The organism is Streptomyces virginiae (genome assembly GCF_040638905.1).
Classification (GTDB): Bacteria; Actinomycetota; Actinomycetes; order Streptomycetales; family Streptomycetaceae; genus Streptomyces; species Streptomyces virginiae_B.
In genome coordinates this window covers 217,232-240,301 of the sequence record NZ_JBEZYV010000007.1, presented here as the reverse complement: position 1 = coordinate 240,301, position 23,070 = coordinate 217,232, and the positions used below count along the sequence as shown (strand labels likewise).

The 23,070-nt window shown below is 71.4% G+C and carries 20 protein-coding genes; 9 read left to right on the top strand and 11 right to left on the bottom strand.

Features of this window, described 5'->3' with window-relative positions:
- Nucleotides 1-7 precede the first annotated feature (7 nt).
- On the top strand, nucleotides 8-769 hold the full coding sequence (locus AB0F82_RS13305; protein ID WP_362626501.1) for an A24 family peptidase: 762 nt from the start codon (nucleotides 8-10) through the stop codon (nucleotides 767-769).
- Nucleotides 770-911: 142 nt separating this feature from the next.
- Here the strand turns inward: AB0F82_RS13305 and mgrA are convergent, their stop codons facing one another.
- On the bottom strand, nucleotides 912-1,949 hold the full coding sequence (gene mgrA / locus AB0F82_RS13300) for an L-glyceraldehyde 3-phosphate reductase (RefSeq protein ID WP_362626498.1): 1,038 nt from the start codon (nucleotides 1,947-1,949) through the stop codon (nucleotides 912-914).
- 129 nt (nucleotides 1,950-2,078) lie between these two features.
- Here mgrA and AB0F82_RS13295 point away from each other — a divergent pair, with 129 nt between their 5' ends.
- The 6 genes from AB0F82_RS13295 to AB0F82_RS13270 all read left to right on the top strand — a co-directional run bounded on the left by AB0F82_RS13295 (nucleotide 2,079) and on the right by AB0F82_RS13270 (nucleotide 8,637).
- Complete coding sequence (locus AB0F82_RS13295) at nucleotides 2,079-2,840, top strand: isoprenyl transferase (RefSeq protein WP_356812844.1); 762 nt, start codon at nucleotides 2,079-2,081, stop codon at nucleotides 2,838-2,840.
- A gap of 367 nt (nucleotides 2,841-3,207) precedes the next feature.
- Nucleotides 3,208-4,524, top strand: coding sequence for a PhoH family protein (locus AB0F82_RS13290; protein ID WP_356812842.1), 1,317 nt, complete (start codon nucleotides 3,208-3,210; stop codon nucleotides 4,522-4,524).
- A 445-nt stretch (nucleotides 4,525-4,969) separates the two neighbouring features.
- A complete protein-coding gene (locus tag AB0F82_RS13285; RefSeq protein WP_362626494.1) occupies nucleotides 4,970-5,659 on the top strand; it encodes a transglycosylase SLT domain-containing protein in 690 nt (229 codons plus the stop codon).
- 130 nt (nucleotides 5,660-5,789) lie between these two features.
- Nucleotides 5,790-7,172 (top strand): AI-2E family transporter, encoded by a 1,383-nt coding sequence (locus tag AB0F82_RS13280; RefSeq protein ID WP_362626491.1) that lies wholly within the window; start codon nucleotides 5,790-5,792, stop codon nucleotides 7,170-7,172.
- A 68-nt stretch (nucleotides 7,173-7,240) separates the two neighbouring features.
- On the top strand, nucleotides 7,241-7,924 hold the full coding sequence (locus AB0F82_RS13275) for a hypothetical protein (RefSeq protein ID WP_362626488.1): 684 nt from the start codon (nucleotides 7,241-7,243) through the stop codon (nucleotides 7,922-7,924).
- An 11-nt stretch (nucleotides 7,925-7,935) separates the two neighbouring features.
- Nucleotides 7,936-8,637: a hypothetical protein gene (locus AB0F82_RS13270; RefSeq protein WP_362626485.1), complete on the top strand. Its 702-nt coding sequence runs from the start codon at nucleotides 7,936-7,938 to the stop codon at nucleotides 8,635-8,637.
- Nucleotides 8,638-8,712: 75 nt separating this feature from the next.
- Here AB0F82_RS13270 and AB0F82_RS13265 read toward each other — a convergent pair whose 3' ends face one another.
- Together AB0F82_RS13265 and AB0F82_RS13260 are read right to left on the bottom strand one after the other, a co-directional pair.
- Nucleotides 8,713-9,249: an alkyl hydroperoxide reductase gene (locus tag AB0F82_RS13265; protein WP_356812836.1), complete on the bottom strand. Its 537-nt coding sequence runs from the start codon at nucleotides 9,247-9,249 to the stop codon at nucleotides 8,713-8,715.
- A gap of 3 nt (nucleotides 9,250-9,252) precedes the next feature.
- Nucleotides 9,253-9,807 carry a peroxiredoxin gene (locus AB0F82_RS13260; RefSeq protein ID WP_030658686.1) on the bottom strand — a complete coding sequence of 185 codons (555 nt, stop codon included), beginning with the start codon at nucleotides 9,805-9,807 and terminating at the stop codon, nucleotides 9,253-9,255.
- A gap of 138 nt (nucleotides 9,808-9,945) precedes the next feature.
- Between AB0F82_RS13260 and AB0F82_RS13255 the strand changes: the two genes are divergently transcribed.
- Entirely contained in the window at nucleotides 9,946-10,893 is a 948-nt protein-coding gene (locus AB0F82_RS13255; protein WP_362626481.1) for a hydrogen peroxide-inducible genes activator, read from the top strand.
- A 63-nt stretch (nucleotides 10,894-10,956) separates the two neighbouring features.
- Here AB0F82_RS13255 and AB0F82_RS13250 read toward each other — a convergent pair whose 3' ends face one another.
- The 5 genes from AB0F82_RS13250 to AB0F82_RS13230 all read right to left on the bottom strand — a co-directional run bounded on the left by AB0F82_RS13250 (nucleotide 10,957) and on the right by AB0F82_RS13230 (nucleotide 15,750).
- The gene (locus AB0F82_RS13250; RefSeq protein WP_362626479.1) at nucleotides 10,957-13,308 is read right to left on the bottom strand and encodes an FtsX-like permease family protein; all 2,352 of its coding nucleotides are present in this window, start codon (nucleotides 13,306-13,308) and stop codon (nucleotides 10,957-10,959) included.
- Nucleotides 13,305-13,991, bottom strand: coding sequence for an ABC transporter ATP-binding protein (locus tag AB0F82_RS13245; protein WP_390077898.1), 687 nt, complete (start codon nucleotides 13,989-13,991; stop codon nucleotides 13,305-13,307). The genes AB0F82_RS13250 and AB0F82_RS13245 overlap by 4 nt, the downstream gene beginning before the upstream one ends.
- Nucleotides 13,991-14,515: a PadR family transcriptional regulator gene (locus tag AB0F82_RS13240; RefSeq protein WP_356812832.1), complete on the bottom strand. Its 525-nt coding sequence runs from the start codon at nucleotides 14,513-14,515 to the stop codon at nucleotides 13,991-13,993. The genes AB0F82_RS13245 and AB0F82_RS13240 overlap by 1 nt, the downstream gene beginning before the upstream one ends.
- Before the next feature lie 96 nt (nucleotides 14,516-14,611).
- Nucleotides 14,612-14,845: a hypothetical protein gene (locus AB0F82_RS13235; RefSeq protein WP_030658696.1), complete on the bottom strand. Its 234-nt coding sequence runs from the start codon at nucleotides 14,843-14,845 to the stop codon at nucleotides 14,612-14,614.
- Entirely contained in the window at nucleotides 14,842-15,750 is a 909-nt protein-coding gene (locus tag AB0F82_RS13230; RefSeq protein WP_362626474.1) for an SPFH domain-containing protein, read from the bottom strand. The genes AB0F82_RS13235 and AB0F82_RS13230 overlap by 4 nt, the downstream gene beginning before the upstream one ends.
- A 232-nt stretch (nucleotides 15,751-15,982) precedes the next feature.
- Between AB0F82_RS13230 and AB0F82_RS13225 the strand changes: the two genes are divergently transcribed.
- Nucleotides 15,983-18,256 (top strand): transglycosylase domain-containing protein, encoded by a 2,274-nt coding sequence (locus AB0F82_RS13225; protein WP_362626471.1) that lies wholly within the window; start codon nucleotides 15,983-15,985, stop codon nucleotides 18,254-18,256.
- Between the two features lie 78 nt (nucleotides 18,257-18,334).
- Here the strand turns inward: AB0F82_RS13225 and AB0F82_RS13220 are convergent, their stop codons facing one another.
- The 3 genes from AB0F82_RS13220 to AB0F82_RS13210 form a co-directional block, all read right to left on the bottom strand.
- Nucleotides 18,335-20,569, bottom strand: coding sequence for a SpoIIE family protein phosphatase (locus AB0F82_RS13220; RefSeq protein WP_362626468.1), 2,235 nt, complete (start codon nucleotides 20,567-20,569; stop codon nucleotides 18,335-18,337).
- Nucleotides 20,570-20,818: 249 nt separating this feature from the next.
- Nucleotides 20,819-21,538 (bottom strand): cytidylyl-2-hydroxypropylphosphonate hydrolase, encoded by a 720-nt coding sequence (gene fomD, locus AB0F82_RS13215; RefSeq protein WP_356815617.1) that lies wholly within the window; start codon nucleotides 21,536-21,538, stop codon nucleotides 20,819-20,821.
- 112 nt (nucleotides 21,539-21,650) lie between these two features.
- Nucleotides 21,651-23,054, bottom strand: a complete 1,404-nt coding sequence (locus AB0F82_RS13210; protein WP_362626465.1) for a class II fumarate hydratase — start codon at nucleotides 23,052-23,054, stop codon at nucleotides 21,651-21,653.
- Between the last annotated feature and the right edge of the window lie 16 nt (nucleotides 23,055-23,070).

The window sequence follows — 23,070 nt, the reverse complement described above, 5'->3', positions numbered from 1 at the left end:
TCGCCGGATGGGTGTGGTCGTTATCGTTCTCGCCGCCGCGTACGGCGTGGCCGCCGGGCTGCTGCTGCCGCGCGCGGCCTACCGCTTGTCGGTGGAACCAGGTGACCCCTGGCGGGGGCACTGCCCGCAGGGACACCGGCTGCGCGGCTGGCTCGGCCCGGCCCGCTGCCGCACGCCCGGGGCGGAGCGGGCCGGCCGGGGGACGACGTACAGTCCGGGGCACGTCTACGGGCGGAGGGCCGTGCTCCCGGCCGCCCTCACCGGAGGGGTCTGCGCCCTGATCGCGGCGGCCGTCGGGGCGCGGCCCGAAGCGGCGGCGTACGCGGCCCTGGCCCCGCTCCTGGTCCTGCTCGCACTCGTCGACCGGGCCGTGCACCGCCTGCCCGACGTCCTGACCCTGCCGCTCGCCGCCGCAGCGGCCGCCCTGCTCGGGCTCGCCGCCCTGCTGCCCGGCTCGGCCGGCTCCTGGCGGTTCGCCCTGCTGGGCGGAGGCGCGCTGGGAGCCGCGTACCTGCTGCTCCATCTGATCAACCCGGCCGGCATGGGCTTCGGGGACGTCAAGCTCGCGCTCTCGCTGGGGGTCGCTCTTGGGTGGTACGGGTGGGGGGTATGGGCCGCGGGCGCCTTCCTCGGGCTCCTCTACGGCTCCCTGTACGGCCTGACCCTGCTCCTGCGCGGCTCCGCGACCCGTGAGCAGGGCTTCGCCTTCGGCCCCTTCATGGCGGCCGGAGCACTCACCGGAGTGCTGCTGGGTGGTTTCGGAGCGTAATCATCTCGCGCCGATGCACGCACCATGCTTTACGAAGGGTTATGGTGGAACCCCCCCCTCGGGCCGGTCCGTATCCCCCCCACGGACCGGCCCGTTTTTCGTTCACCCGTCTCCCGTACGGGTGTTGGGGCAAAAATGCAGGTCAGCCGCGCTGGGCCCAGATGTTCGTCCCGGGCGTGGACACGGCGAAGAAGTCGATCTCCTTCAGCTCCGCCTCGGAGAGCGGCGCGCCGGCCAGGGCGGCCACGTTCTGCTCCAACTGCCGAACGCTCGAAGCGCCGATCAGGGCCGAGGTCATCCGCTCGTCGCGCAGCACCCACGTGAGTGCCAGCTGGGCCAGGGACTGGCCGCGGCGGGACGCGATCTCGTTCAGCCCGGCCAGCCGGCGCAGCACGTCGGCCGAGAGCAGGTCGGGGTTGAGCGACTTGCCCTGGGCGGCCCGCGAGTCGGCCGGGATCCCCTTGAGGTACTTGTCGGTCAGCAGGCCCTGCGCGAGCGGCGCGAAGGAGATGCACCCCATGCCGGCGTCCTCCAGTGCGTCCAGCAGGCCGTCCTCCTCCGTCCAGCGGTTGATCATGGAGTAGGAGGGCTGGTGGATGAGCGGGCGCACGCCCGTCCCGCGCAGGATCCGCACGGCCTCGGCCGTCTGCTCGGCCGTGTAGGAGGAGACGCCGACGTAGAGCGCCTTGCCCTGCTGGACCGCGGACGCGAGGGCGCCCATGGTCTCCTCCAGCGGGGTCTGCGGGTCGAAGCGGTGCGAGTAGAAGATGTCGACGTAGTCCACGCCCATCCGCTTCAGCGAGGCGTCGAGCGAGCTGAGCAGGTACTTGCGGCTGCCCCACTCGCCGTACGGCCCGGGGTGCATCAGGTAGCCGGCCTTGGTCGACAGGATCAGCTCGTCGCGGTAGGAGGCGAAGTCCTGCGAAAAGATCTTGCCGAAGTTCAGCTCGGCCGAGCCGGGCGGCGGCCCGTAGTTGTTCGCGAGGTCGAAGTGGGTGACCCCGAGGTCGAAGGCCCGGCGCAGGATCGCCCGCTGGGACTCCAGCGACCGGTCATCACCGAAGTTGTGCCAGAGGCCCAGGGAGATGGCGGGGAGCTTGAGGCCGCTGTGGCCGGTGCGCCGGTACTCCATGGAGTCGTAGCGCGAGGGCTCTGCCCGATAGGGATTGGTATCAGTCACGTTGTCCTCCCTATCACGGAGTTGTGACAGACCGAGTTGGGTACCCGATCCCGGCGCGCAGTAATGTGGCGGCCTCGGGGGAGGGACCGCATTTCGCACGGGGGCAAGGCACGGAGGGGCTGGAAGATCGTGAAGCTGCGCGACCTGGTGTACAGGCTTTATGCACGCCGGGTGGAAGGCCGCCTCGACCACGACGCGGCGCCCAAGCACATCGGCGTCATCCTGGACGGGAACCGTCGCTGGGCGAAGGCGTCCGGAGGTACGACGGAGCAGGGCCACCAGGCCGGAGCCGACAAGATCTCCGAGATGCTCGGCTGGTGCACCGAGACGGACGTCGAGGTCGTCACCCTGTGGATGCTCTCCACGGACAACCTGGACCGGCCGGAGGTCGAGCTCCGCCCCCTGCTCAACATCATCGAGAACACCGTGCGGGGCCTCGCCGCGGACGGCCGCTGGCGCGTCCACCACGTCGGCAACCTGGACATCCTGCCCGCCGGGACCCAGCGCGTCCTCAAGGAGGCCGAGCAGGCGACCCACGACGTCGACGGGATACTCGTCAACGTCGCCGTCGGCTACGGCGGCCGCCAGGAGATCGCCGACGCGGTGCGCTCGCTGCTGCTGGAGCACGCGCAGAAGGGCACCTCCTTCGAGGAGCTCGCCGAGATCCTCGACATCGACCACATCGCCGAGCACCTCTACACCCGCGGCCAGCCCGACCCGGACCTCGTGATCCGCACCAGCGGCGAACAGCGGCTGTCCGGATTCATGCTGTGGCAGAGCGCGCACTCCGAGTACTACTTCTGCGAGGTTTTCTGGCCGGCCTTCCGCAAGGTCGACTTCCTGCGTGCCCTGCGCGACTACGCCGCCCGCCACCGGCGCTACGGCACCTGATGCCTCGTAGGGGGTGCCGGCCGATCGGGCCGGACACCCCCTGGAGGGTTCCGGCCGTCGGGGAGCCCCCTCAGCCCCGCCGCCCCCTCCCCTCGAAGCCTTCACCAGGCATTCACCGAGCGTCCGTCATATGCCATGGCATGTCCGTGGCCTGTTCGGGGAATATCCCTTTCAGGTCGATGCCCGATCCACGGGTGTCGAGTCTCAGCGGACGGCATGGGGCCGTCCGCCCGGGAGGCCCTTTGCACCAGGACGCACGTGCGGTTCGCACGGACGCAGTGGAGGGCCGGGAATCGGCCCTGGCATGGGTGCCGATGACCGGTCCGGTCTTCATGGCCCGACCTCTTCCGAGGGGGTACGTCCTTCCGTGGTGACCAGCACTAAGCGCCGCCTGTCAGACAGGCGGACCTACGTCCTCGACACCAGCGTCCTGCTGGCAGACCCCAATGCGATCTCCCGCTTCGACGAGCACGAGGTCGTGCTCCCGATCGTGGTGATCACCGAGCTGGAGGCAAAGAGGCACCATCCCGAACTCGGCTACTTCGCGCGTCAGGCCCTGCGCCTGCTCGACGACTTCCGGGTTCGCAACGGTCGCCTGGACGCCCCCATCCCGCTGGGCGATCTGGGCGGCACGCTGCGCGTCGAGCTCAACCACTCCGACCCGGGCGTCCTGCCCGCCGGCTTCCGCCTGGGGGACAACGACTCTCGGATCCTCGCCGTCGCCCGCAACCTCCAGGCCGAGGGCTACGACGTCACGGTCGTCTCGAAGGATCTCCCGCTGCGCATCAAGGCCTCCTCCGTGGGGCTGATCGCGGAGGAGTACCGGGCGGAACTCGCCATCACCGACGGCGGCTGGACCGGCATGACCGAGATCGGCCTCTCCGGGGAGCAGGTCGACCTCCTCTACTCGGAGGAGCGGCTCTACGTCCCGGAGGCCGCGGAACTGCCCGTGCACACCGGACTGGTCCTGCAGTCCGAGCGCGGCAAGGCCCTGGGCCGGGTCACCGCTGACGGCAACGTCAAGCTCGTACGGGGCGACCGCGACGCCTTCGGGCTGCACGGGCGCAGCGCCGAGCAGCGCATCGCGCTGGACCTCCTGCTCGACCCCGAGATCGGGATCATCTCGATGGGCGGCCGGGCCGGCACCGGCAAGTCCGCGCTGGCGCTCTGCGCCGGCCTGGAGGCGGTGCTGGAGCGCAGGCAGCACCAGAAGGTGATGGTCTTCCGGCCGCTGTACGCGGTGGGCGGCCAGGACCTCGGCTACCTGCCCGGAGACGCCTCCGAGAAGATGAGCCCCTGGGCGCAGGCGGTCTTCGACACGCTCTCGTCGGTCGCCGGACGCGAGGTCATCGAGGAGGTGCTGAACCGCGGGATGCTGGAGGTCCTGCCGCTCACGCACATCCGCGGTCGCTCGCTCCACGACGCCTTCGTGATCGTGGACGAGGCGCAGTCGCTGGAGCGGAACGTCCTGTTGACCGTTCTGTCCCGGATCGGGGCCAATTCGCGGGTCGTTCTGACCCACGACGTCGCCCAGCGGGACAACCTGCGGGTCGGCCGGTACGACGGAGTGGTCGCCGTGGTCGAGAAGCTGAAGGGGCATCCGCTCTTCGCGCACGTCACGCTGACGCGATCCGAGCGCTCCCCGATCGCCGCTCTGGTCACCGAGATGCTGGAGACCCTCTGACCCGGGTGAGCCCGCGACCCCGCCCCTCGGGGCGGTCGACCCGGTCAAAAGCCCCATAGCGGGAAGGTGAGTTGGCGCCGCCCGGCAAAGGCCCGAGAGCCTAGCCGGGCGGCGTCGTGCTGCACAGCCCTTTGAGGAAATCGACGGCGACGTGCCAGGTGTGACCTTTCCCACGCAACGGAGAATTGCCTTGCGGTGTGAGGTCCGGCAGAGTCTGGTTTCCGTCAGGCCCCGCATACGGCACACCTGTATCTCCCGTGAGGTACGCGCAGCACCACAACTCCACAGCCGATGGCCGTATGCCGCCCGGAGCTACACGCGGCAGCCCCCGCAGGGGAGTTGCCCACGGGCCCGCGCCTCCAGTGACCGTAGAACCACGGAGGCCAGAGTCGAGGGCACTTTTGCGCCCGCGCGGTCACTGCGGACGCTGCTGGAAGGACACCGTGTGAGCCGGATCTCGGTCCGGGGGTTCGCAGTGGCTTCGGCCACCGCGGTCACCACCGTCGGCGCAGTCGTGGGCGTTGCCACCGGCGACCCCACGAACGATCTCGAGACGACCGCGTCCGGGGCGACCCTCCTCGCAGACATCCCCGTCGGCGACCAGGCGCAGGTCCAGGGCGCCCTGACGCAGCAGGCCGACACCATCGCGCACGCCGCCGACACCGACGCCAAGCGCTCGGCAGAGGAGGCCGCCCGCCTCCAGGCCGCCGAGGACGCCAAGTCCAAGAAGGCCGAGGCGCAGAAGGCCGCCGACGAGAAGGCGAAGAGGGAACGCGAGGCGAAGGAAGTCGCCAGCCGTTCCGCCGCCCGCGACGCCGGTGACTTCGCCGTCCAGAGCTCCTACACGGTCGCTCAGGTCAAGGCCATCGCCCAGCAGATGGTCCCGGCCGGCCAGTTCCAGTGCTTCTCGAACATCATCAACCAGGAATCCACCTGGAACTACCTGGCCGTGAACAAGTCCTCCGGGGCTTACGGCCTGGTCCAGGCGCTCCCCGGTTCGAAGATGGCCTCGGCCGGCGCCGACTGGCGTACCAACCCCGCCACGCAGATCAAGTGGGGCCTGAACTACATGGAAGACCGCTACGGCAGCCCCTGTGCCGCGTGGAGCTTCCACCAGGCCAACGGCTGGTACTGACGGCCACCGCCGCACCGCGGCGCCACAGCTCGTCCCGGGTAGCCCCGCACCGTCGTACGGTGCGGGGCTACCCGCGTGTACGGTCATTGGGGTGTGCCCGTAGACCGGGGGGCGGGGGAAGGAAGCTGACATGGCGAAGAGGGAAGGCTGGCTCGGCCGGCTGGGCAACAGGCTGAACGCGATGGAGGCGCGGCTCAACGAGCGGCGCGCCGAAGTCGAGGCCGAGACCGGCGGCGACCTGCCCGGGCGGTCCCGGCCGGCCCAGGCGGCGCAGGCGGCTCCGGCGGCCGCTGAGCGGTCCGACGCACCGGCGGAGGGGAGCGGGGCCACGACGGCCGCTCCCGCGCGCTACGAGCGCCCCGAGCGGCCCGATCCGGCGAGTGTGGTCCCGTGGGGGATGCGTGTCGCCGCCGAGGCCAGCTGGCGGCTGCTGCTGCTCGCCGGGATGCTCTGGGTGCTGATGAAGGTGATCAGTGAAGTCCGCCTGGTCGTCCTCGCCTTCGCGGCCGCCATGCTCGTCACCGCGATGCTCCAGCCCTTCGTCGTCCGCCTGCGCAGACTGGGCCTGCCGCGCGGTCTGGCCACGGCCGTCACGGCGGTCCTCGGCTTCGTCGTCATCGGGCTCGTCGGCTGGTTCGTGGTCTGGCAGGTCATGGAGAACCTCGACGATCTCTCCGACCGGGTCCGCGACGGCATCAACGAGCTCAAACTCTGGGCACTGGACAGTCCGTTCCATGTGACCGAGAAGCAGATCAACGACATCGCGAAGAACCTCAGCGAGACCATCGGCACCAACACCGAGCAGATCACCTCCGCCGGGCTCCAGGGCGTGACGGTCCTCGTCGAAATCCTCACGGGCATGCTGCTCGCGATGTTCTCGACGCTGTTCCTGCTCTACGACGGCAAGCGCATCTGGAACTGGGCGCTGGGCCTGGTCCCGGCCGCCGCCCGCGCCGGAGTCGCCGGCGCCGGTCCGCGCGCCTGGCGCACGCTGACCGCGTACGTCCGCGGCACGGTCATCGTCGCCCTCATCGACGCCATCTTCATCGGCCTGGGGCTGTACTTCCTGGACGTTCCGATGGCGGTGCCCCTAGCCGTGTTCATCTTCCTCTTCGCCTTCATCCCGCTGGTCGGCGCGGTGATCTCGGGCGCCCTCGCCGTGGTCGTGGCGCTCGTGACCCAGGGCGTGTTCACCGCCCTGATGGCGCTGCTGGTGGTCCTGGCGGTACAGCAGATCGAAGGGCACGTGCTCCAGCCCTTCATCCTCGGCCGGGCGGTACGGGTACACCCGCTCGCGGTGGTTCTCGCGGTGGCCGCCGGCGGGATGGTCGCGGGCATCGGAGGGGCGGTGGTCGCCGTTCCGCTGGTGGCCGTCACCAACACGGTGGTGGGCTACCTGAGGGCGTACTCGCGGGACCAGCACCATCTCGGGACCGGGATGGTCGGCCCCGCGCCGCACGGCGCGACGGCCCTGGGCCTGGGGCCCGTCGACGAGGAGCGCCCCAGGCCCTGACCGGGCCGGGGCGAGAACGGGCGGGCGCCGCCGGTGGCGCCCGCAGCGGCACGACAGGGGGGACAGGCATGATCACCGATCCGGAGCTCGACGGCGCGTGGGAGGCCGAGCACGCGGGGGAGCGGGCGGAGGAACTCGCGCCGCGCGGACGGGCGGAGGGCGCCGCGGGGGCGCGCCGGCCGTGGTTGTGGGCGCTGGGCGGGGCCGTGGCCGCCTCGGCGGTATGGGCGGGCGGGCTGTACGCCTTCGGGGAGAAGCTCGCCGCGCCGGAGATCTCGTACCGGGCGACGGAGAACCTGTGCGAGGACTTCCGGGCCCAGGCGCTGGGCAGGATCGCGGGAGACCTGCACCGGTACCGGCCGATGAACCAGCAGAACGACCACCCGGCCGTGCGCGGGGCGATATGCGTGCTGCAGAACGGCGAGTCGGTGTCGACCCTCACCGTGCGGGCGCAGGTCGACCTGCACAAGAAGACCGACCCCGGAGCCGAGTTCGACGTACCGTCGCTCTGGCTCGCCGCCGATATCGGCGCGGGGCGTACGGAGGCGGTTGAGGGACTCGGTGAGCGCGCCGTCGTCCTCGTGAGCCCCGGCGACGCGACCGTCCAGCTCAGGGTGCTGGACGGCGGTGCGGTGTTCACGATCGAGGCCTACGGCAGCGGCCGTGCGCAGAACGCCCCGGCCGACACCGCCGCGCTCCATGCGGCGATGGCCGAGGACGCCCGCGCGCTGATGGCTGCGCTGAAGAAGTAGGGGGCGGCGTGATGATCAGCGAACCCGAGCTCGACGGGGCGTGGGAGTCGGCGCGTCCGGCGGAGCTCGCACAGGACGAGGCCGTGCGCCCGCGGAGGCCGTTGCGGCCGTGGTGGGGGATCGCCGCCGCGGTCGTGGCCACCTCCGCGCTGTGGGCGGGCGGCCTGTACGCCTTCGGGGACCGGCTCGCGGAGCCGGAGGTCCGCTACGCGGTCACGGACGACCTGTGCGGGCGGTTCAAGGCGCCGGCCCTCGCGGCGGCGCTGGGCGCGTTCACGGACTCCACCCCGCGGAAGGCCGGCCGTCAGCCGGCCTTGGACTGGGCGTCGTGCAGCCGCAACGGTGACAGCAAGGACGGGTCGGGCGGGTTCACGGTGGTGGCCATGGTCGAACTGCACAAGAAGTCCGATCCGGCGCCCGAGTTCGCCCTGGGCTCGCAGTCCGACCGGATGTTCGACAGTGACCTCCGGTGGGAGGAGGTGCCCGGCCTGGGTGAGCAGGCTCTGGTCGGGTCGTCCGATGACAGCAGCGATCTCCGGCTGCGCGTCCGTGACGGAGGGGCGGTGTTCACCTTCGTGGCGATGTTCTTCACCCGGACGGAGGGCGAACCCGGCCTCCCGGTGAAGGAAGCGGCGCCGCCCGACCAGGACGCCCTCACGGCGGCGGCGGTCGAGGACGCGCGGGCGCTGATGGCCGCCCTGCGCAAGGACTGACCACTGACGACTGACAACGCCAGGGCCCCGCGGCCGTTTCCGGTCGCGGGGCCCTGGCCGTCGTACGGGGTGCTGCTACTCGCCGGCGAGGGCGGCCTCGGCGTCGAGGGTGACCGCGACGGCCTGGATCACCGAGGCGATCTTGAAGGCCTCCTGGATCGTCTCGCGGTCGACGCCCGCCTTGCGCAGGACCTGCTCGTGCGAGTCCAGGCACTGGCCGCAGCCGTTGATCGCGGAGACGGCGAGCGACCACAGCTCGAAGTCGATCTTCTCCACGCCCGGGTTGCCGATGACGTTCATCCGCAGGCCCGCGCGCAGCGTGCCGTACTCCGGGTCGGAGAGCAGGTGCCGCGTGCGGTAGAAGACGTTGTTCATCGCCATGACCGCGGCGGCGGACTTGGCGGCGGTGTACGCCTCCGGCGAGAGGTTCGCCTTCGCCTCGGGCTCCAGCTCACGCAGGACGCGCGGGGAGCGGGCGGCGATCGCGCAGGACAGGACGGTGCCCCACAGCTGCTGCTGCGGGAGGTCGCTGTTGCCTATGACCGAACCGAGGTTCAGCTTCAGGTCCTTGGCGAAGTCCGGGACGGACGCCTTCAGGGAGTCGAGGGACATCCGTCACTCACCGGCCAGCAGCGCGCCGGCGTCGATCGTGGCGTCGCCCTTGTTCCAGTTGCAGGGGCACAGCTCGTCGGTCTGCAGGGCGTCGAGGACCCGCAGGACCTCCTTGGGGTTACGGCCCACGGAACCGGCGGTCACCATCGAGAACTGGATCTCGTTGTTCGGGTCGACGACGAAGACGGCGCGCATCGGCAGGCCGTCCTCACCGAGGATGCCCAGCTCGGCGGAGAGCTCGCGCTTGATGTCCGACATCATCGGGAAGGGCAGGTCACGCAGGTCGGCGTGGTCCTTGCGCCAGGCGTGGTGCACGTACTCGGAGTCGAGGGAGAAGCCGAGCACCTGCGCGTCGCGGTCGGCGAACTCGTCGTTCAGCTTGCCGAAGGCGGCGATCTCCGTCGGGCACACGAAGGTGAAGTCCAGAGGCCAGGCGAAGATGACCTTCCACTTGCCCTCGTAGGTCTTGTGGTCGATCTGCGCGAACTCGGCACCGGCCTCGAGCGAGACGCAGGCGGTCAGGTCGAAGGCGGGGAACTTGTCACCAACAGTGAGCACGCGCTCTCCTTGTTTCAATGGAAACAGACCCCTTTTGGGGGCTTTCCGATGGGGTTGGACGTGTCTCACATGCTGGCACAACCTGCATTGATTATGGAAATAGCTAGTCTTGCTGCGGGTGATCGGAGGTACCTATCAGTGGCTGTCGGTAATAGGGGAGCGAAGCAACCGACCCTGGCTCAGCTGCGCGCCTTCACGGCCGTCGCCGAGCACCTGCACTTCCGCGACGCGGCCGCGGCCATCGGCATGAGCCAGCCGGCGCTCTCCGGCGCGGTGTCCGCGCTGGAGGAGGCCCTCGGCGTGCAGCTGCTGGAACGCACCACCCGCAAGGTGCTCCTCTCCCCGGCGGGCGAGCGGATCGCCGCCCGGGCGCAGGTGGTGCTCGACGCCGTCGGCGGACTGCTGGAGGAGGCCGAGGCGGTACGGGCGCCCTTCACCGGGATACTGCGGCTCGGGGTGATCCCGACCGTGGCGCCGTACCTGCTGCCGACCGTGCTCGGGCTGTTCCACCGCCGCTACCCCCGGATGGACCTCCAGGTGCACGAGGAGCAGACCGGCTCGCTGCTGGAGGGGCTGGCCGCCGGGCGCCTGGACCTGCTCCTGCTGGCGGTGCCGCTCGGGGTCCCCGGCGTCACCGAACTGCCGCTCTTCGACGAGGACTTCGTCCTCCTCGCCCCTCGCGGGCACGCGCTGGCCGGACGCCGGGACATCCCCCTCGACGAACTGCGCGACCTGCAGTTGCTGTTGCTGGACGAGGGGCACTGCCTGCGGGACCAGGCCCTCGACATCTGCCGGGAGGCCGGGCGGACCACCGGGGCGGACGTCACGACGACCGCCGCCGGGCTGTCCACGCTCGTACAGCTCGTCGCCGGCGGCCTCGGGGTGACCCTGCTGCCGCGCACCGCCCTGCGGCTGGAGACGGCCCGCAACGAGTACCTGTCCACCGGTTGCTTCGCCGAGCCCGCCCCCTCACGGCGGATCGCCCTGGCCATGCGCACGGGGACCGCCCGCCAGGAGGAGTTCGAGGCGATCGCCGCCGCCCTGCGCGAAGCCGTACGCCCGCTCCCCGTCTGGCCCACCGACTAGGAGGCGGCTTGTAGGTCGGGCCGGATCAGGAGGCGGGCGTACGGGGGCGGGCGGGCACAGGGGTCACTCCGTGCGCAGGCCGTCCGGGCGCATCAGCCGCAGCAGCGGCGGCAGGCTGAGCAGGGTCACGGCCGCGACGACGCCCGCGCCGACCCCGGTCATCCCGAGGACCGACGGCCAGTCGATCCGGACCGGCAGGGCGGCCATCCCCATCAGGACGGCGCCCAGCGCGGTGCCCACCGCGGCCGCCAGCACCAGGCCCAGGACGATCGGCACGGCCGTCTGCCACAGCACCGACAGGCTCAGCGTGGAGCGCTTGGTGCCGAAGGCGACCAGGGAGGACAGCAGCCGCCGGCGCTCGCGCAGTTGCTCCAGCTGTGAGACGAACAGGCTGGCGCCGATCAGGAGCAGCACGGCTGCGGCGCCGAAGAACAGCCCCGTGCGGATCGATGAGAAGCCGGCGGCCTGCTCGGAGTGGCGCAGCGTCAGCGCCACGACGAGCGGGTCCGCCTTGAAGACGGCGTTGCGCGCCCGGTCCAGGGCGTCGGGACCGGAATCGTCGACCTGGACGAAGATCCGCGCGTCGGGGAAGTCGCCCAGCTCCTTCGGCGCGGCCGACGGAGTCACCAGCAGGCCGTCGCGCACGGACCCGGAGGGGTCCTCCCGGGCGGGGACCTTACGGGTACCCGCCGGGACCTGCCACTTCACCGGCCCGGGCCGGTCGGCCGGATCGGACTCGTACCGCCGGACGTTGCCGACGAACAGCTCGTCGCCGGGCTTCGCCGTGCCCCCGTAGATCCCCGTGGAGGAGGGGCCGGTCAGGACGAAGGCGTCGCCCTCCTCGCAGGAGTCGAGCGTGGCGACCTCCCGGAGCGCGTCGCAGGTGCCGACGGTCACCTGGACCGTGTCCTCCTCCGCGGGAATCCGGTGCGCGGCCTGCGTGGAGGTCAGCGGGACCGCGCGGGTGACGCCCGGTACGGCGGCGATCCGATGCGCGAGGTCGTCGATCGGGGCGTCCGACTCGCGGTTGGCCATGACGGCGACGGCGGCCCTGGAGGGGTCCTGGCCGGTCGACTCGGTGTAGTCCCCTTCGATGCCCGCGAAGAGCATCTGGAGGGCGATGGCGCCCGCGACGGCCACGGCGATGCCGTTGACCAGGCGGGCGGCGCCGCCGCTGTCGACCTGGAGCCGGCGCACGGCCAGCTGCCAGGAGACCGGGCCGCCGGACATCTTCCCGACGAAGCGCTCCAGCAGCCAGGGGAGCAGCACGGTGATCCCGACCAGCAGCAGCACCACGCCGCCGCTGACCTGCCACTGGTTGAACCTGCCCTGGTCGTTGCCGCGGCCGTCCATGGGCAGGAGCAGGCCGAGCCCGACCAGTGGCAGCAGCAGCCGCCACCAGATGCGGCGGCGGGAGGGCTTGGCCGTGCGGACGACGCCCAGCGGCTCGATGACCACACCGCGCAGCGCGAACAGGGTCACGGCCACGGCCGCCGCGGGCACCGCGAGGGCGACCAGTACCGCCAGCCAGGGCGCCGGGTCGAGGTCGGCGGGGAAGACGCTGCGCTGCCGCAGGCTGACGCTGCCGACCAGTGAGCGGCCGACGGCGAAGAAGCCGGTGCCCAGGGCCAGTCCGACCAGGGAGCCGCCCAGCGCCTCACCGGCCGCGATCCTGCGCACCATCCTGCTGTCCGCGCCGACCAGCCGCAGCGCGGCGAGCCGCCGGTCGCGCCGCTGCCCGCCGAAGCGGACGGCGGTGGCGATGAACACGGCGACGGGCATCAGCAGGGCGACGAACGTCAGGACGACCATCAGCATGAGCACGGGGTCGAGGCTCTCGCGGTCCGCCGCGTAGCCGAAGCCGGTGACGCGCTCGACGCGGTAGTCCTCGGGGCCGTTCTTGCGGAGGGTGTCGCTGCCCAGGTAGAAGAGCAGTTCGCCGGGGCCGACCAGGCCCGGGTCGCCGACGATCTCGCTGACCCGCGCGTCGAGCCGCTCGCGCAGCAGGGCGCCTTCGGAGGACTTCAGGAACTCGTCCAGGGCGGGGGAGAGGGCCATCTCGCCCGGGCCCGGGAGTTTCTTCAGGCCGGGCGGAAGCGGGGCGTCCGGACCCTCGGCCCGCACCACGTGCCCCTCGATGTCCTTGTGGTGGTACGTCTGCCCGATCCGGGCGATCAGCAGGGTGTCGGGTCCGGGGGCGTCGGCCGTGTCGGAGTGCAGCGTCGACCGCGCGTCGCCGCGCTCGTACCGTGCGGTCAGGGCGCCGGGGATCGCGGTGCTGATCAGCAGCAGCGCGACGCCGAGACCGACGCCGACACCGGTGAGCAGGGTGCGGATCCAGCCCTCGCGGCCGCCGCCGAAGGCGAAGCGGGTGCCCATGCCGAGGTCGCGGGTCCAGACCTGGAGCCGGGTCATACGATGCGCTCCATGTCGCGGGACTTCCCGTCGCGTACGACGATCTCGCGGTCGGAATAGGCGGCCACGCGCGTCTCGTGCGTCACGAGGACGACGGCGGCGTTCGCGGACCGGGCGGCCTCCGTGAGCAGCTGCATGACGAGTTCGCCGTTGAGGGAGTCGAGGGCTCCGGTGGGTTCGTCGGCGAAGATCACCCGGGGGCCGGTGACGAGGGCGCGGGCGACGGCCACGCGCTGTCCCTGGCCGCCGGATATCTCGCCGGGCCGCTTGGCGCCGAGGTCCTCCACCTGAAGCTGCTCCATCCAGTGCAGGGCGGTGCGTTCGGCCTCCTTGCGCTTGACGCCGGTCAGGCGCAGCGGGAGGGCGACGTTCTCCACACAGGTCAGCTCGGGTACGAGCTGCCCGAACTGGAAGACGAAGCCGAACTCGGTGCGGCGCAGGGCGCTGCGCTCGGCGTCGTCGAGGGTGGTGAGCTCGCGGCCGGCGTAGGTGATGGAGCCGGAGTCGGGCGGGACGATCCCGGCGAGGCAGTGCAGCAGGGTGGACTTGCCGGAGCCGGAGGGGCCCATGACGGCGACGACCTCGCCCGCGTGGATGGAGAACTCGGCGCCGTCCAGGGCGTTGGTGGTCCCGTACGCCTTGCGCAGGTCCGTGGCTGCGAGCAGGGAGCCGGCCGGAGTCATCATCGGCGGACCTCCCGCGCGAGCTGGTCGAGCCTGGCCGCGGTGAGCTCCAGCCACCGCAGGTCCGCTTCGAGGTGGAACAGGGCGTGGTCGCAGATGAGCTGGTCGGCGGTGTCGCCCTTGCGCTTGCGCTGGGTGAGGATGCGCATGAGGCGCAGGTGCTCGGCCCGCTGGGTGTCCAGCAGTTCGTCGGCGCGGCGGCCGGTGAGCAGTGCGAGGACGACCTTGGTGTAGAGGGTCGAGTGGAGGTACGGCTCCGGCTTCTCGGGCTGGGAGAGCCAGGCCTCGACGTCGGTGATCCCGGCGTCCGTGATGGCGTACCGCTTGCGGTCGGGACCTCCGCCCGCCTCTATGCCCTCGACCTCGACGAGGCCGTTCTTCAGGAGGCGGGACATGGTCGAGTAGACCTGCCCGTAGGCGAGGGGGCGGTCGTGGCCGAACTTCTCGTCGAAGGCCCGCTTCAGGTCGTAGCCGTGGCGCGGGCCGGCCTCTAGGAGGCCCAGGAGGGTGTGACCGATGGACATGCCGCCGACTATACATCGCGTGTATACGCGGAGTGTATAGAAGCCCGGGCTGCGGAAGCGCGAAAGCCGCTCCCGTGCGCGGCACGGGAGCGGCGGTCAGTCCGAGGGCTTCGGCGGCCGGCCCCGGCGGGGAATGGGGCCCGGGGCGGAGGGGAGCCGGCCGGCCTCGGCGAGGGCCCGGCGGAGCAGGAACTCGATCTGTGCGTTGGCGCTGCGCAGTTCCTCGCCCGCCCAGCGGGCCAGCGCGTCGTACACCTGCGGGTCGAGTCGCAGGAGCACCTGCTTGCGCGCCTGCCGACCCGCCGGCTTCTCCTCGCCGGAGGGGGTCACTGGTAGAGGGTGCCCGTGTTGAGGACCGGCTGGGCGGCGCGGTCGCCGCACAGGACGACCATCAGGTTCGAGACCATGGCCGCCTTGCGCTCCGAGTCCAGGTCCACGATCTCCTCCTCCGCCAGACGGGTCAGGGCGAGCTCGACCATGCCCACCGCGCCCTCCACGATCTGCTTGCGAGCCGCCACGACGGCGCCCGCCTGCTGACGCTGGAGCATCGCGGAGGCGATCTCAGGAGCGTACGCGAGATGCGTGAACCGGGACTCGATGATCTGCACCCCGGCGGCGTCCACCCGTGCGTGCAGTTCCACCGCGAGCTTCTCGGTGATCTCCTCGGCGTTCCCGCGCAGCGACAGGCCGCCCTCCTCGTGCGCGTCGTACGGGTACTCGATCGCGATGTGCCGGACCGCGGCCTCGGTCTGCGTCTCGACGAACTCGGTGAAGTCCTCGACCTCGAAGACCGCGCGCGCGGTGTCCTCGACCCGCCAGACCACGACCGCCGCCAGTTCGATCGGGTTGCCGTAGGCGTCGTTGACCTTCAGGACGGCCGTCTCGTGGTTGCGCACGCGGGTGGAGATCTTCTCGCGCGAGGTCAGCGGGTTGACCCAGCGCAGGCCGTCGGTGCGGATGGTGCCGCGGTAGCGGCCGAAGAGCTGGACGACGCGGGCCTCGCCCGGCGCCACCGTGTTGAGGCCGCTCATCGCGATCACGGAGGCGAGGCCCAGGAGCACGCCGCTCACGATCAGCCCAACCTTGGCCCCGGTCGCGCCCGCCGCCGCGCCGGCCACGACCAGCCCCGCGCCCGCGAGCAGGCCGGCCAGGCCGAGCAGCAGCGCCAGCCCGCCGCCCATGCTGCGCGCGGTGAACTCCCGTACTCCGTCCGGAGTGGCTATGTGGTTCGTCATGGTTCGCCCCGTTTCTCTGCGCGCGGCCGGTCGGGCCGCCTAGCAAAGTGATATCACTTTTTTGCGCAATGGCAACCCATCCGCTTATCTGAGCGTCGGTTCCTGTGATGTGGGTGCTGATTCTCACGTCCGAAATGACCAAAATTGGTCCGCATTGACCAAAGTTTGTCACAGCCTGCGGTGTTAGCTTTCTGAGTTGACGTCGGGGGGGTAATCGAGCGGAGCGGGAGCGATGGGCCGAGCAGAAGTGCGTAAGGCGCAGCAGCGCGGTGCGCGGCGGGCGCCGAGCGGACGCGCGAAGGGCGCCAACGGGAGCGGGGGTACCGGCAAGCGCACCGGCATACGCCGCTTCTTCACCTGGAAGAAGGTCCTGGGCACGTTCTTCACGCTTGCCCTGCTCGGTATGGGCGCGCTGGTCGCCCTGTACTTCTACGTGGAAGAGCCGGACCCCAACAAGCAGGCGCTCCAGCAGAGCAACGTCTACAAGTACGCGGACGGCACGATCATGGCCACCAAGGGCAAGGTCAACCGCGAGATCCTGCCCATCGACAAGATCCCGATGGACGTGCAGGAGGCGTTCATCGCGATCGAGAACAAGTCCTTCCGCAGCGACGGCGGCGTCGACTTCAAGGGCCTGGCCCGCGGTCTGTGGAACACCGCCACCGGCCGCGGCAAGGCCGGCGGCTCCACGATCACCCAGCAGTACGTCAAGAACTACTACCTGACGCAGGAGCAGACGCCGACCCGCAAGCTCAAGGAGCTGGTGATCTCCCTCAAGGTCGACCAGCGCATGAAGAAGCCCGAGATCCTCGCGGGCTACCTCAACACGAGCTACTTCGGCCGCGGCGCCTACGGCATCCAGGCCGCCGCCCAGGCGTACTACGGCGTGGACGCCGAGAAGCTGACGCTGGAACAGGGCGCCTACCTGGCCACCCTCGTCCAGGCGCCCAGCCAGTACGACTGGTCGACCGCCGGTGACGACACCAAGAAGCGGATCAAGATCCGCTACGACGCGACGCTCGTCAACATGGTCGACATGAAGAAGCTGGACGAGAGCAAGCGCCAGGGGATGAAGTTCGCGGAGCCGATCCCCCCGCAGCCCCCGATGGGCATGGACGGCCAGAAGGGCTACCTGGTCCAGGCGGCCGAGGCCGAGCTCAACGCCCAGGGCGTCGAGCGCAAGCTGATCGACGCCGGCGGCTGGACGTTCACGCTCAACATCGATCCGAAGAAGCAGGAAGCGCTCGAGACGGCCGTCCAGGAGGAGCTGGAGTCCAAGCTCGACCGCAAGGACACCAAGGGCCGGCCCCAGGACCAGAGCGTGCAGGCCGGCGCCACCTCCGTGGACCCCAAGACCGGCCACATCGTCGCCATGTACGGCGGCACCGGTCTGAAGGACCACTGGTCCAGCAACGCCCTGCGCAAGGACTACCAGCCGGGTTCGACGTTCAAGCCGATCGTGCTGGCCTCCGCCCTGGAGAACGGGGCGAAGACCCAGGACGGCAAGCCGATCACCCCGAACGCGCTCTACGACGGCACCAGCAAGCGCGCGGTCGTCGGCAGCGACATCCCGTTCGCCCCGCAGAACCAGGAGAACCGCAACTTCGGCGACCCGATGATGACGGTCCAGGACGCGACCAACTCCTCGGTGAACTCCGTCTACGCGCAGATGATCGTGGACGTCGAGCCGCCCAACGTGAAGAAGACCGCGCTCCAGGTCGGCATGAAGGACCGTGAGGGCTGGCCCGCGGACAAGCCCGCCATGGCCCTCGGCACGATGAGCGCCAACACCGTGGAGATGGCGGCCGTCTACGCCACCTTCGACAACCACGGCAAGAAGGTCACTCCGACCATCATCAAGACGGCCGAGCACAAGGACCGCGAGGTCGAGCCCGTCCAGCCGATCGGCACGCAGGCCATCAGCCGCCGCACCGCCGACACCGTCACCAAGGTGCTCACGGGCGTCGTCAACGACGACGGCGCCTCCGGCAACAAGGTCCGCAGCAGCGCCTACGAGGCCGCCGGCAAGACCGGTACCACCGAGAACAACTTCTCCGGCTGGTTCGCCGGTTACACCCCCGAGCTGGTTACCGTCGTCGCGATCTTCGGTGAGGAGCCCGGCACCGCCAGGCAGGTCACCCTGACCGGCACCGCCGGCCTCGGCCGTCTGGGCGGTTCCAGCTTCCCCGCCACGATCTGGAAGGCGTACACCACCGCCGCCCTCAAGGGCGGCAACGCCGGCAAGTTCCAGCTGTCCGAGGCCGACATGGGCGCCGTGCAGACGCCGTCCCGCAGCGCCTCGCCGACGGCCTCGGCGAGCCCGTCCTCCAGCCCGCCGGCCGTCACCAGCAGCCCGACGCAGTCCCCGACGACGTCGCCGACGCCCACCGCGACCAAGACGGGTCCGACGCCCAGCGGGACGACGTCCCCGACGGCCACGGCCACCAAGACGGGCGGCCCCAAGCCGCCGGACCCGCCGGTCCTGGGCGAGCACCCGGCCAACTGAAACGAGAGCGCCGCCCCGCAGCCGAGAAGGCTGCGGGGCGGCGCTGTTCCGTGCTCGTGCCGGCCGTTGGACGAGCGGTCAGCGCCGCTCGCCGGCGCCCGGCAGCGGGAGTTCGAACCAGACGACCTTTCCACTGCTGAGCCGGGTCGCACCCCAGCGCCGGGCCAGCCGGTTCACCAGGAACAGGCCGCGGCCGCCCTCGTCGGTGTCGCGGGCCCTGCGCTGGCGGGGCAGCTGCGGGGAGTCGTCCCCGACTTCGCAGCGCAGCACGTCCGTACGCAGCAGGCGCAGCGTCACGGGCCGTTCCGCGTACCGGACGGCGTTGGTGACCACCTCGCTGACCAACAGCTCCAGGGAGTCGCTCAGGTCCTCCAGGCCCCACCGGGTCAGTGCCCGGCGGGCGAACCGCCGGGCGCGGCCCGGAGCGGTCTCCTCCGGGTCCAGGAACCAGTACGCGACGTCACTGGGCGCGATGCCGTCGAACCTGGCCGCGAGCAGCGCGATGTCGTCGTCCCGGTCACCCGGGCCCAGCATGTCCAGCACGTCGTCGCACAGGGCCTCCAGCGGCGGCGGATGGTCCAGGCCGGTCAGCTGCGCGGTCGTGGCCAGCCGCTCGCGGAGCTGCTCGATGCCCGTCCACACGTCCCGCAGGCGCGACTCCACCAGACCGTCGGTGTAGAGCAGCAGGGTGGCCCCGGCGGGCGCGTCCAGTTCGACGGCCTCGAAGTCCACGCCGCCGACGCCGATGGGTGCGCCGGGCGGTACGCGCAGCACCTCGGCCCGGCCGCCCAGGTGCAGCAGCACCGGCGGCGGATGGCCGGCGTTGGCGATGGTGATCCGGTGCGCGACGGGGTCGTACACGGCGTACATGCACGTGGCCATGCGGTCCGAGCCCAGCCGCTGCGCCTGCTCGTCCAAGTGGTGCAGCACCTCGGCGGGCGGCAGGTCCAGCTGCGCCAGGGTCTGGGCGGTGGTGCGGAGCTGTCCCATGATCGCGGCCGACGTCATGGAGTGGCCCATGACGTCGCCGACGACGAGCGCGACCCGGCTGCCCGGCAGCGGTATGGCGTCGTACCAGTCGCCGCCCACCCGGGCCGTCTCGGCCGCGGGCAGGTAGCGGGAGGCCAGCCGCACACCGGTGGGCTGGGGGAGGCTGTCGGGCAGCATGGTGCGCTGCAGTTCGTCGGCGATGTACGCCTCGCGGCCGTACAGGACCGCCTTGTCGATGCCGAGCGCGGTGTGGGTGGCCAGCTGGGCGGCGACCAGCAGGTCGTTCTGCTCGAAGGCGGGACGCTCCGGGCTGCGCAGGAACACGGCGGCGCCGATCACCCGCCGGCGGCCGCGCAGCGGCGCCAGGACCGCGCGGTTGCCGCGCGGCAGCGGATGGTCCGCGCCGAGCAGCTCGGGCAGTGCCGCCCGGGCGCCGGCGGAGGACGCGAAGACGGGCCGTACGCCGCGCAGCACCTCGGCGAGCGCGCCGCCGGGCCGGATCTCGCACAGCTCGGCCGCGGGCAGGTCACCCTGCGGGCCGACCAGCGGCAGCTGGCTGAAGTCGAGCTCGCCGGTGGCCCCCGCGGCCCCGGCGAGGTCCATCCCCGCGCCGATGGTGCTGCTGATGTCCGTCAGGTCGTCGATCGGCCGGAGCCGGTCGGTGCGGCGCAGCCTTAAAACGACCGGGCCGACGGGCCGCTCGTCACCGACCGGCAGCGGGTCGCGCAGGTAGACGAGGATGGCGTCGGAGAAGGTCGGGACGGTGGCCCGGCACAGGCCGAGCACGATCTCGTCGAGGTCGATGCCGCGGGCGATCCGCCGGGTGGCGGCGCCCACGAAACGCAGCCGGTCCCCCTCGCGGCGCGCGGCGGTCGCGTCCGGGGCGCCCCCGCCCGGCACGGCGGGCCCGCCGGCCCCCTGGAAGCCCGGTGCGCCGCTTCCTGCACCGGCGGGAGCCGGGCCGGCCCCGGCGCCGCGGGCGGCGTCGTGGGCGTCCACGGCGTCCGCGGCGTCCCGGGGACGGGCGTTGTCGTGGTTCTGGCCCGGACCGGAGCCCGCGGCGGCGGGAACCTCCGCCGCCGCTCCGCGCGGCCGGGGGAGACCCGAGGCCGCGCCCGCCGCCGAGCGCGCGGCCCGTACGTCGGAAGCCGCCGCGGCGGCCGCTGCGCCCGGGTCGGCCGCAGGGCCGGTACCGGCGCCGGCGGCATGCGTGCGTACGGCCTCGGCGGCGGCGATGGGCGCCTTGCCGTGGCCGGCCTCGTCCGTACCTCCGCCGGAGGCGACGGGCTGCGGGCCCTCCTGGGAGGTGGGGTACTCCGTCACGCGTGGAATTCCGTCCGTTTGCGCTCGATGTGCGCTGCACTCAACTCGGTCAGTCGCGGTATACCCGCTCAGCGGCCCGGGCACCATCGCCCAGAGGTTCCTCGCTCGAACTTCCTCGTGTGTCGACCTCCGGTCAGATCCCGTGAACAGAACGACACTTGCTGGGGTGCGACCCGATCGCACCGTTCCGCGCGCGCGACCTCGCGGAGGACGATCCTACGTTTGAACCCCGGGGGCGCATCAAGGGTCTCATGAGGTCATATGCGCCGGGGGGTGGTCCCAGTCCTCGGGCAGGGCCGGAATCCTCCAGGCCGGATCCGGCCGCCAGTCCTGCCAGCCGGCCGAGAACGGAACGCCCCATTCCTCGATCACCGCGACCGCCGCGCGGCCGGCTTCCCGTACCCGCCGTGCCTGCTCACGGCCCATCAGGCCGGACCGCTGGGCCTCGGCGAACTCGTCCTCGTCCAGCCACTTCCAGCTGCGGTCCGGGTAGACGGCGATGTCCAGGAAGTGGTCCTCGGAATCGACTCCGCCGGCCCATCTCGCCCGCGGTTCCTCCAGGTTCACGTACCAGTTCTTGAACTGCCAGCCCGGCCCCCAGAACAGCCAGACCGACCACGGGTCCCCGGGCCGGGCCAGTTTCAGGACGCCGCCGCCGAACCAGCGCGAGCGCACGGTGGTGCGCGGCGCGGTGTAGCGGGTGGCCAGCGGCTCCTCGTGCACGGGGGTGCCGTCGGCGAGCACCGGCTTGACGCATTCGGTGCCCGGCGCCATCCAGACGGCGAGCATCTCGTCGGTGTCCTGCACCACCGTCACCGGGCGGCAGATGTGCACCGCGCCCTTCAGTCCCGGGGCGTGGTCGCGGTAGCGCCAGAGGATCTGGTCCCCGGGCTCCCAGCGCGTCCCGCGCGCGGGGCCGGTCGGCGCGTCCGGCGCCCGGCCGCTCCCGGGCTTGAAAGTACCTGTCATGCGCAGATCTTAGGGCGGGGGCCCGTACGCCCGCTGCGGTGCAGGTCACCAGGCGATTCGGGGACGAGGAACGACCGGATCCGGACCCCGCCCGGGGGCGCGGGACGGCCGGTCAGGGACGCGTCATGCGCAGGACGTCCAGGGCCTCGTCGAGCTGCTCCAGGGTGAGGGCGCCGCGCTCCACGTAGCCGGACTCAAGGACGACCTCCCTGATCGTCTTGCGCTCGGCGAGGGACCTCTTGGCCACCTTCGCGGCCTCCTCGTAGCCGATGTAGCGGTTGAGCGGGGTCACCACGGAGGGCGAGGACTCGGCGTACTCCCTGGCCCGGGCCTCGTCGGCGGTGATCCCGTCGACCGTGCGGTCGGCGAGCAGCCGGCTGCCGGCGGCCAGCAGCCGGATCGATTCGAGGAGGTTCCTGGCCATCACCGGGAGCATCACATTGAGTTCGAAGTTGCCGGCGGCGCCCGCCACCGCGACGGTGGCGTCGTTCCCCATGACCTGAGCGGCGACCATCAGGACGGCCTCCGGGACCACGGGATTGACCTTCCCGGGCATGATCGAGGAGCCGGGCTGGAGGTCCGGGAGGCTGATTTCGGCCAATCCGGTCCGCGGCCCGGACGCCATCCAGCGCAGGTCGTTGCAGATCTTGGTGAGCGAGACAGCGACCGTACGGAGCATTCCCGAGGTCTCCACCAGCGCGTCGCGCGCGCCCTGGGCCTCGAAGTGGTCGCGGGCCTCGGTCAGCGGCAAGCCGGTGGCGACCGCCACTTCGGCGATCACGGCGGCCGAGAACCCGGCCGGGGTGTTGATGCCGGTGCCCACCGCGGTTCCGCCCAGGGGGAGTTCGGCGAGGCGGGGCAGGGACGAGCGCAGCCGCTCGACGCCGTAGCGGATCTGGGCCGCGTAACCGCCGAATTCCTGGCCGAGGGTGACCGGGGTGGCGTCCATCAGGTGGGTGCGGCCGGCCTTGACCACCCGGTCGAACTCGGTCGCCTTGCGCTCCAGCGCGGCGGCGAGGTGCTCCAGGGCCGGCACCAGGTCGTTCGCGACGGCGGCGGTGGCGGCGATGTGGATGGAGGACGGGAAGACATCGTTGGAGCTCTGCGAGGCGTTGACGTGGTCGTTGGGGTGCACGTCCCGGCCGAGGCGCTCGGTGGCCAGGGTGGCGATCACCTCGTTGGTGTTCATGTTCGACGAGGTCCCCGATCCGGTCTGGAAGACGTCCACGGGGAAATGGTCGTCCCAGCGGCCGTCCGCCACCTCGCCGGCCGCGGACCGGATCGCCTCGGCGACGTCCTGGTCCACCACGCCGAGCCGGGCGTTCACGAGGGCCGCCGCGGCCTTGATCCGGGCGAGGGCCCCGATGTGGGCCCTCTCCAGCCGCTGTCCGGAGATGGGGAAGTTCTCCACGGCGCGCTGGGTCTGCGCCCGCCACTTGGCGTGCACGGGCACCCGTACGTCACCCATGGAGTCGTGCTCGGTCCGGAACCCGTCGCCGTGCTGATTGTCTGTCATGTCTGTTGCCTCCTAA

What these genes read in the sequence shown, in the direction of transcription:
- AB0F82_RS13305 (WP_362626501.1), top strand. Translation starts at nt 8, where the DNA reads ATGGGTGTGGTCGTTATCGTTCTCGCCGCCGCGTACGGCGTGGCCGCC.
- AB0F82_RS13280 (WP_362626491.1), top strand. Translation starts at nt 5,790, where the DNA reads ATGGCGAAGAGGGAAGGCTGGCTCGGCCGGCTGGGCAACAGGCTGAAC.
- AB0F82_RS13275 (WP_362626488.1), top strand. Translation starts at nt 7,241, where the DNA reads ATGATCACCGATCCGGAGCTCGACGGCGCGTGGGAGGCCGAGCACGCG.
- AB0F82_RS13270 (WP_362626485.1), top strand. Translation starts at nt 7,936, where the DNA reads ATGATCAGCGAACCCGAGCTCGACGGGGCGTGGGAGTCGGCGCGTCCG.
- AB0F82_RS13265 (WP_356812836.1), bottom strand. Translation starts at nt 9,249, where the DNA reads ATGTCCCTCGACTCCCTGAAGGCGTCCGTCCCGGACTTCGCCAAGGAC.
- AB0F82_RS13250 (WP_362626479.1), bottom strand. Translation starts at nt 13,308, where the DNA reads ATGACCCGGCTCCAGGTCTGGACCCGCGACCTCGGCATGGGCACCCGC.
- AB0F82_RS13245 (WP_390077898.1), bottom strand. Translation starts at nt 13,991, where the DNA reads ATGACTCCGGCCGGCTCCCTGCTCGCAGCCACGGACCTGCGCAAGGCG.
- AB0F82_RS13240 (WP_356812832.1), bottom strand. Translation starts at nt 14,515, where the DNA reads ATGTCCATCGGTCACACCCTCCTGGGCCTCCTAGAGGCCGGCCCGCGC.
- AB0F82_RS13230 (WP_362626474.1), bottom strand. Translation starts at nt 15,750, where the DNA reads ATGACGAACCACATAGCCACTCCGGACGGAGTACGGGAGTTCACCGCG.
- AB0F82_RS13225 (WP_362626471.1), top strand. Translation starts at nt 15,983, where the DNA reads ATGGGCCGAGCAGAAGTGCGTAAGGCGCAGCAGCGCGGTGCGCGGCGG.
- fomD (WP_356815617.1), bottom strand. Translation starts at nt 21,538, where the DNA reads ATGACAGGTACTTTCAAGCCCGGGAGCGGCCGGGCGCCGGACGCGCCG.
- AB0F82_RS13210 (WP_362626465.1), bottom strand. Translation starts at nt 23,054, where the DNA reads ATGACAGACAATCAGCACGGCGACGGGTTCCGGACCGAGCACGACTCC.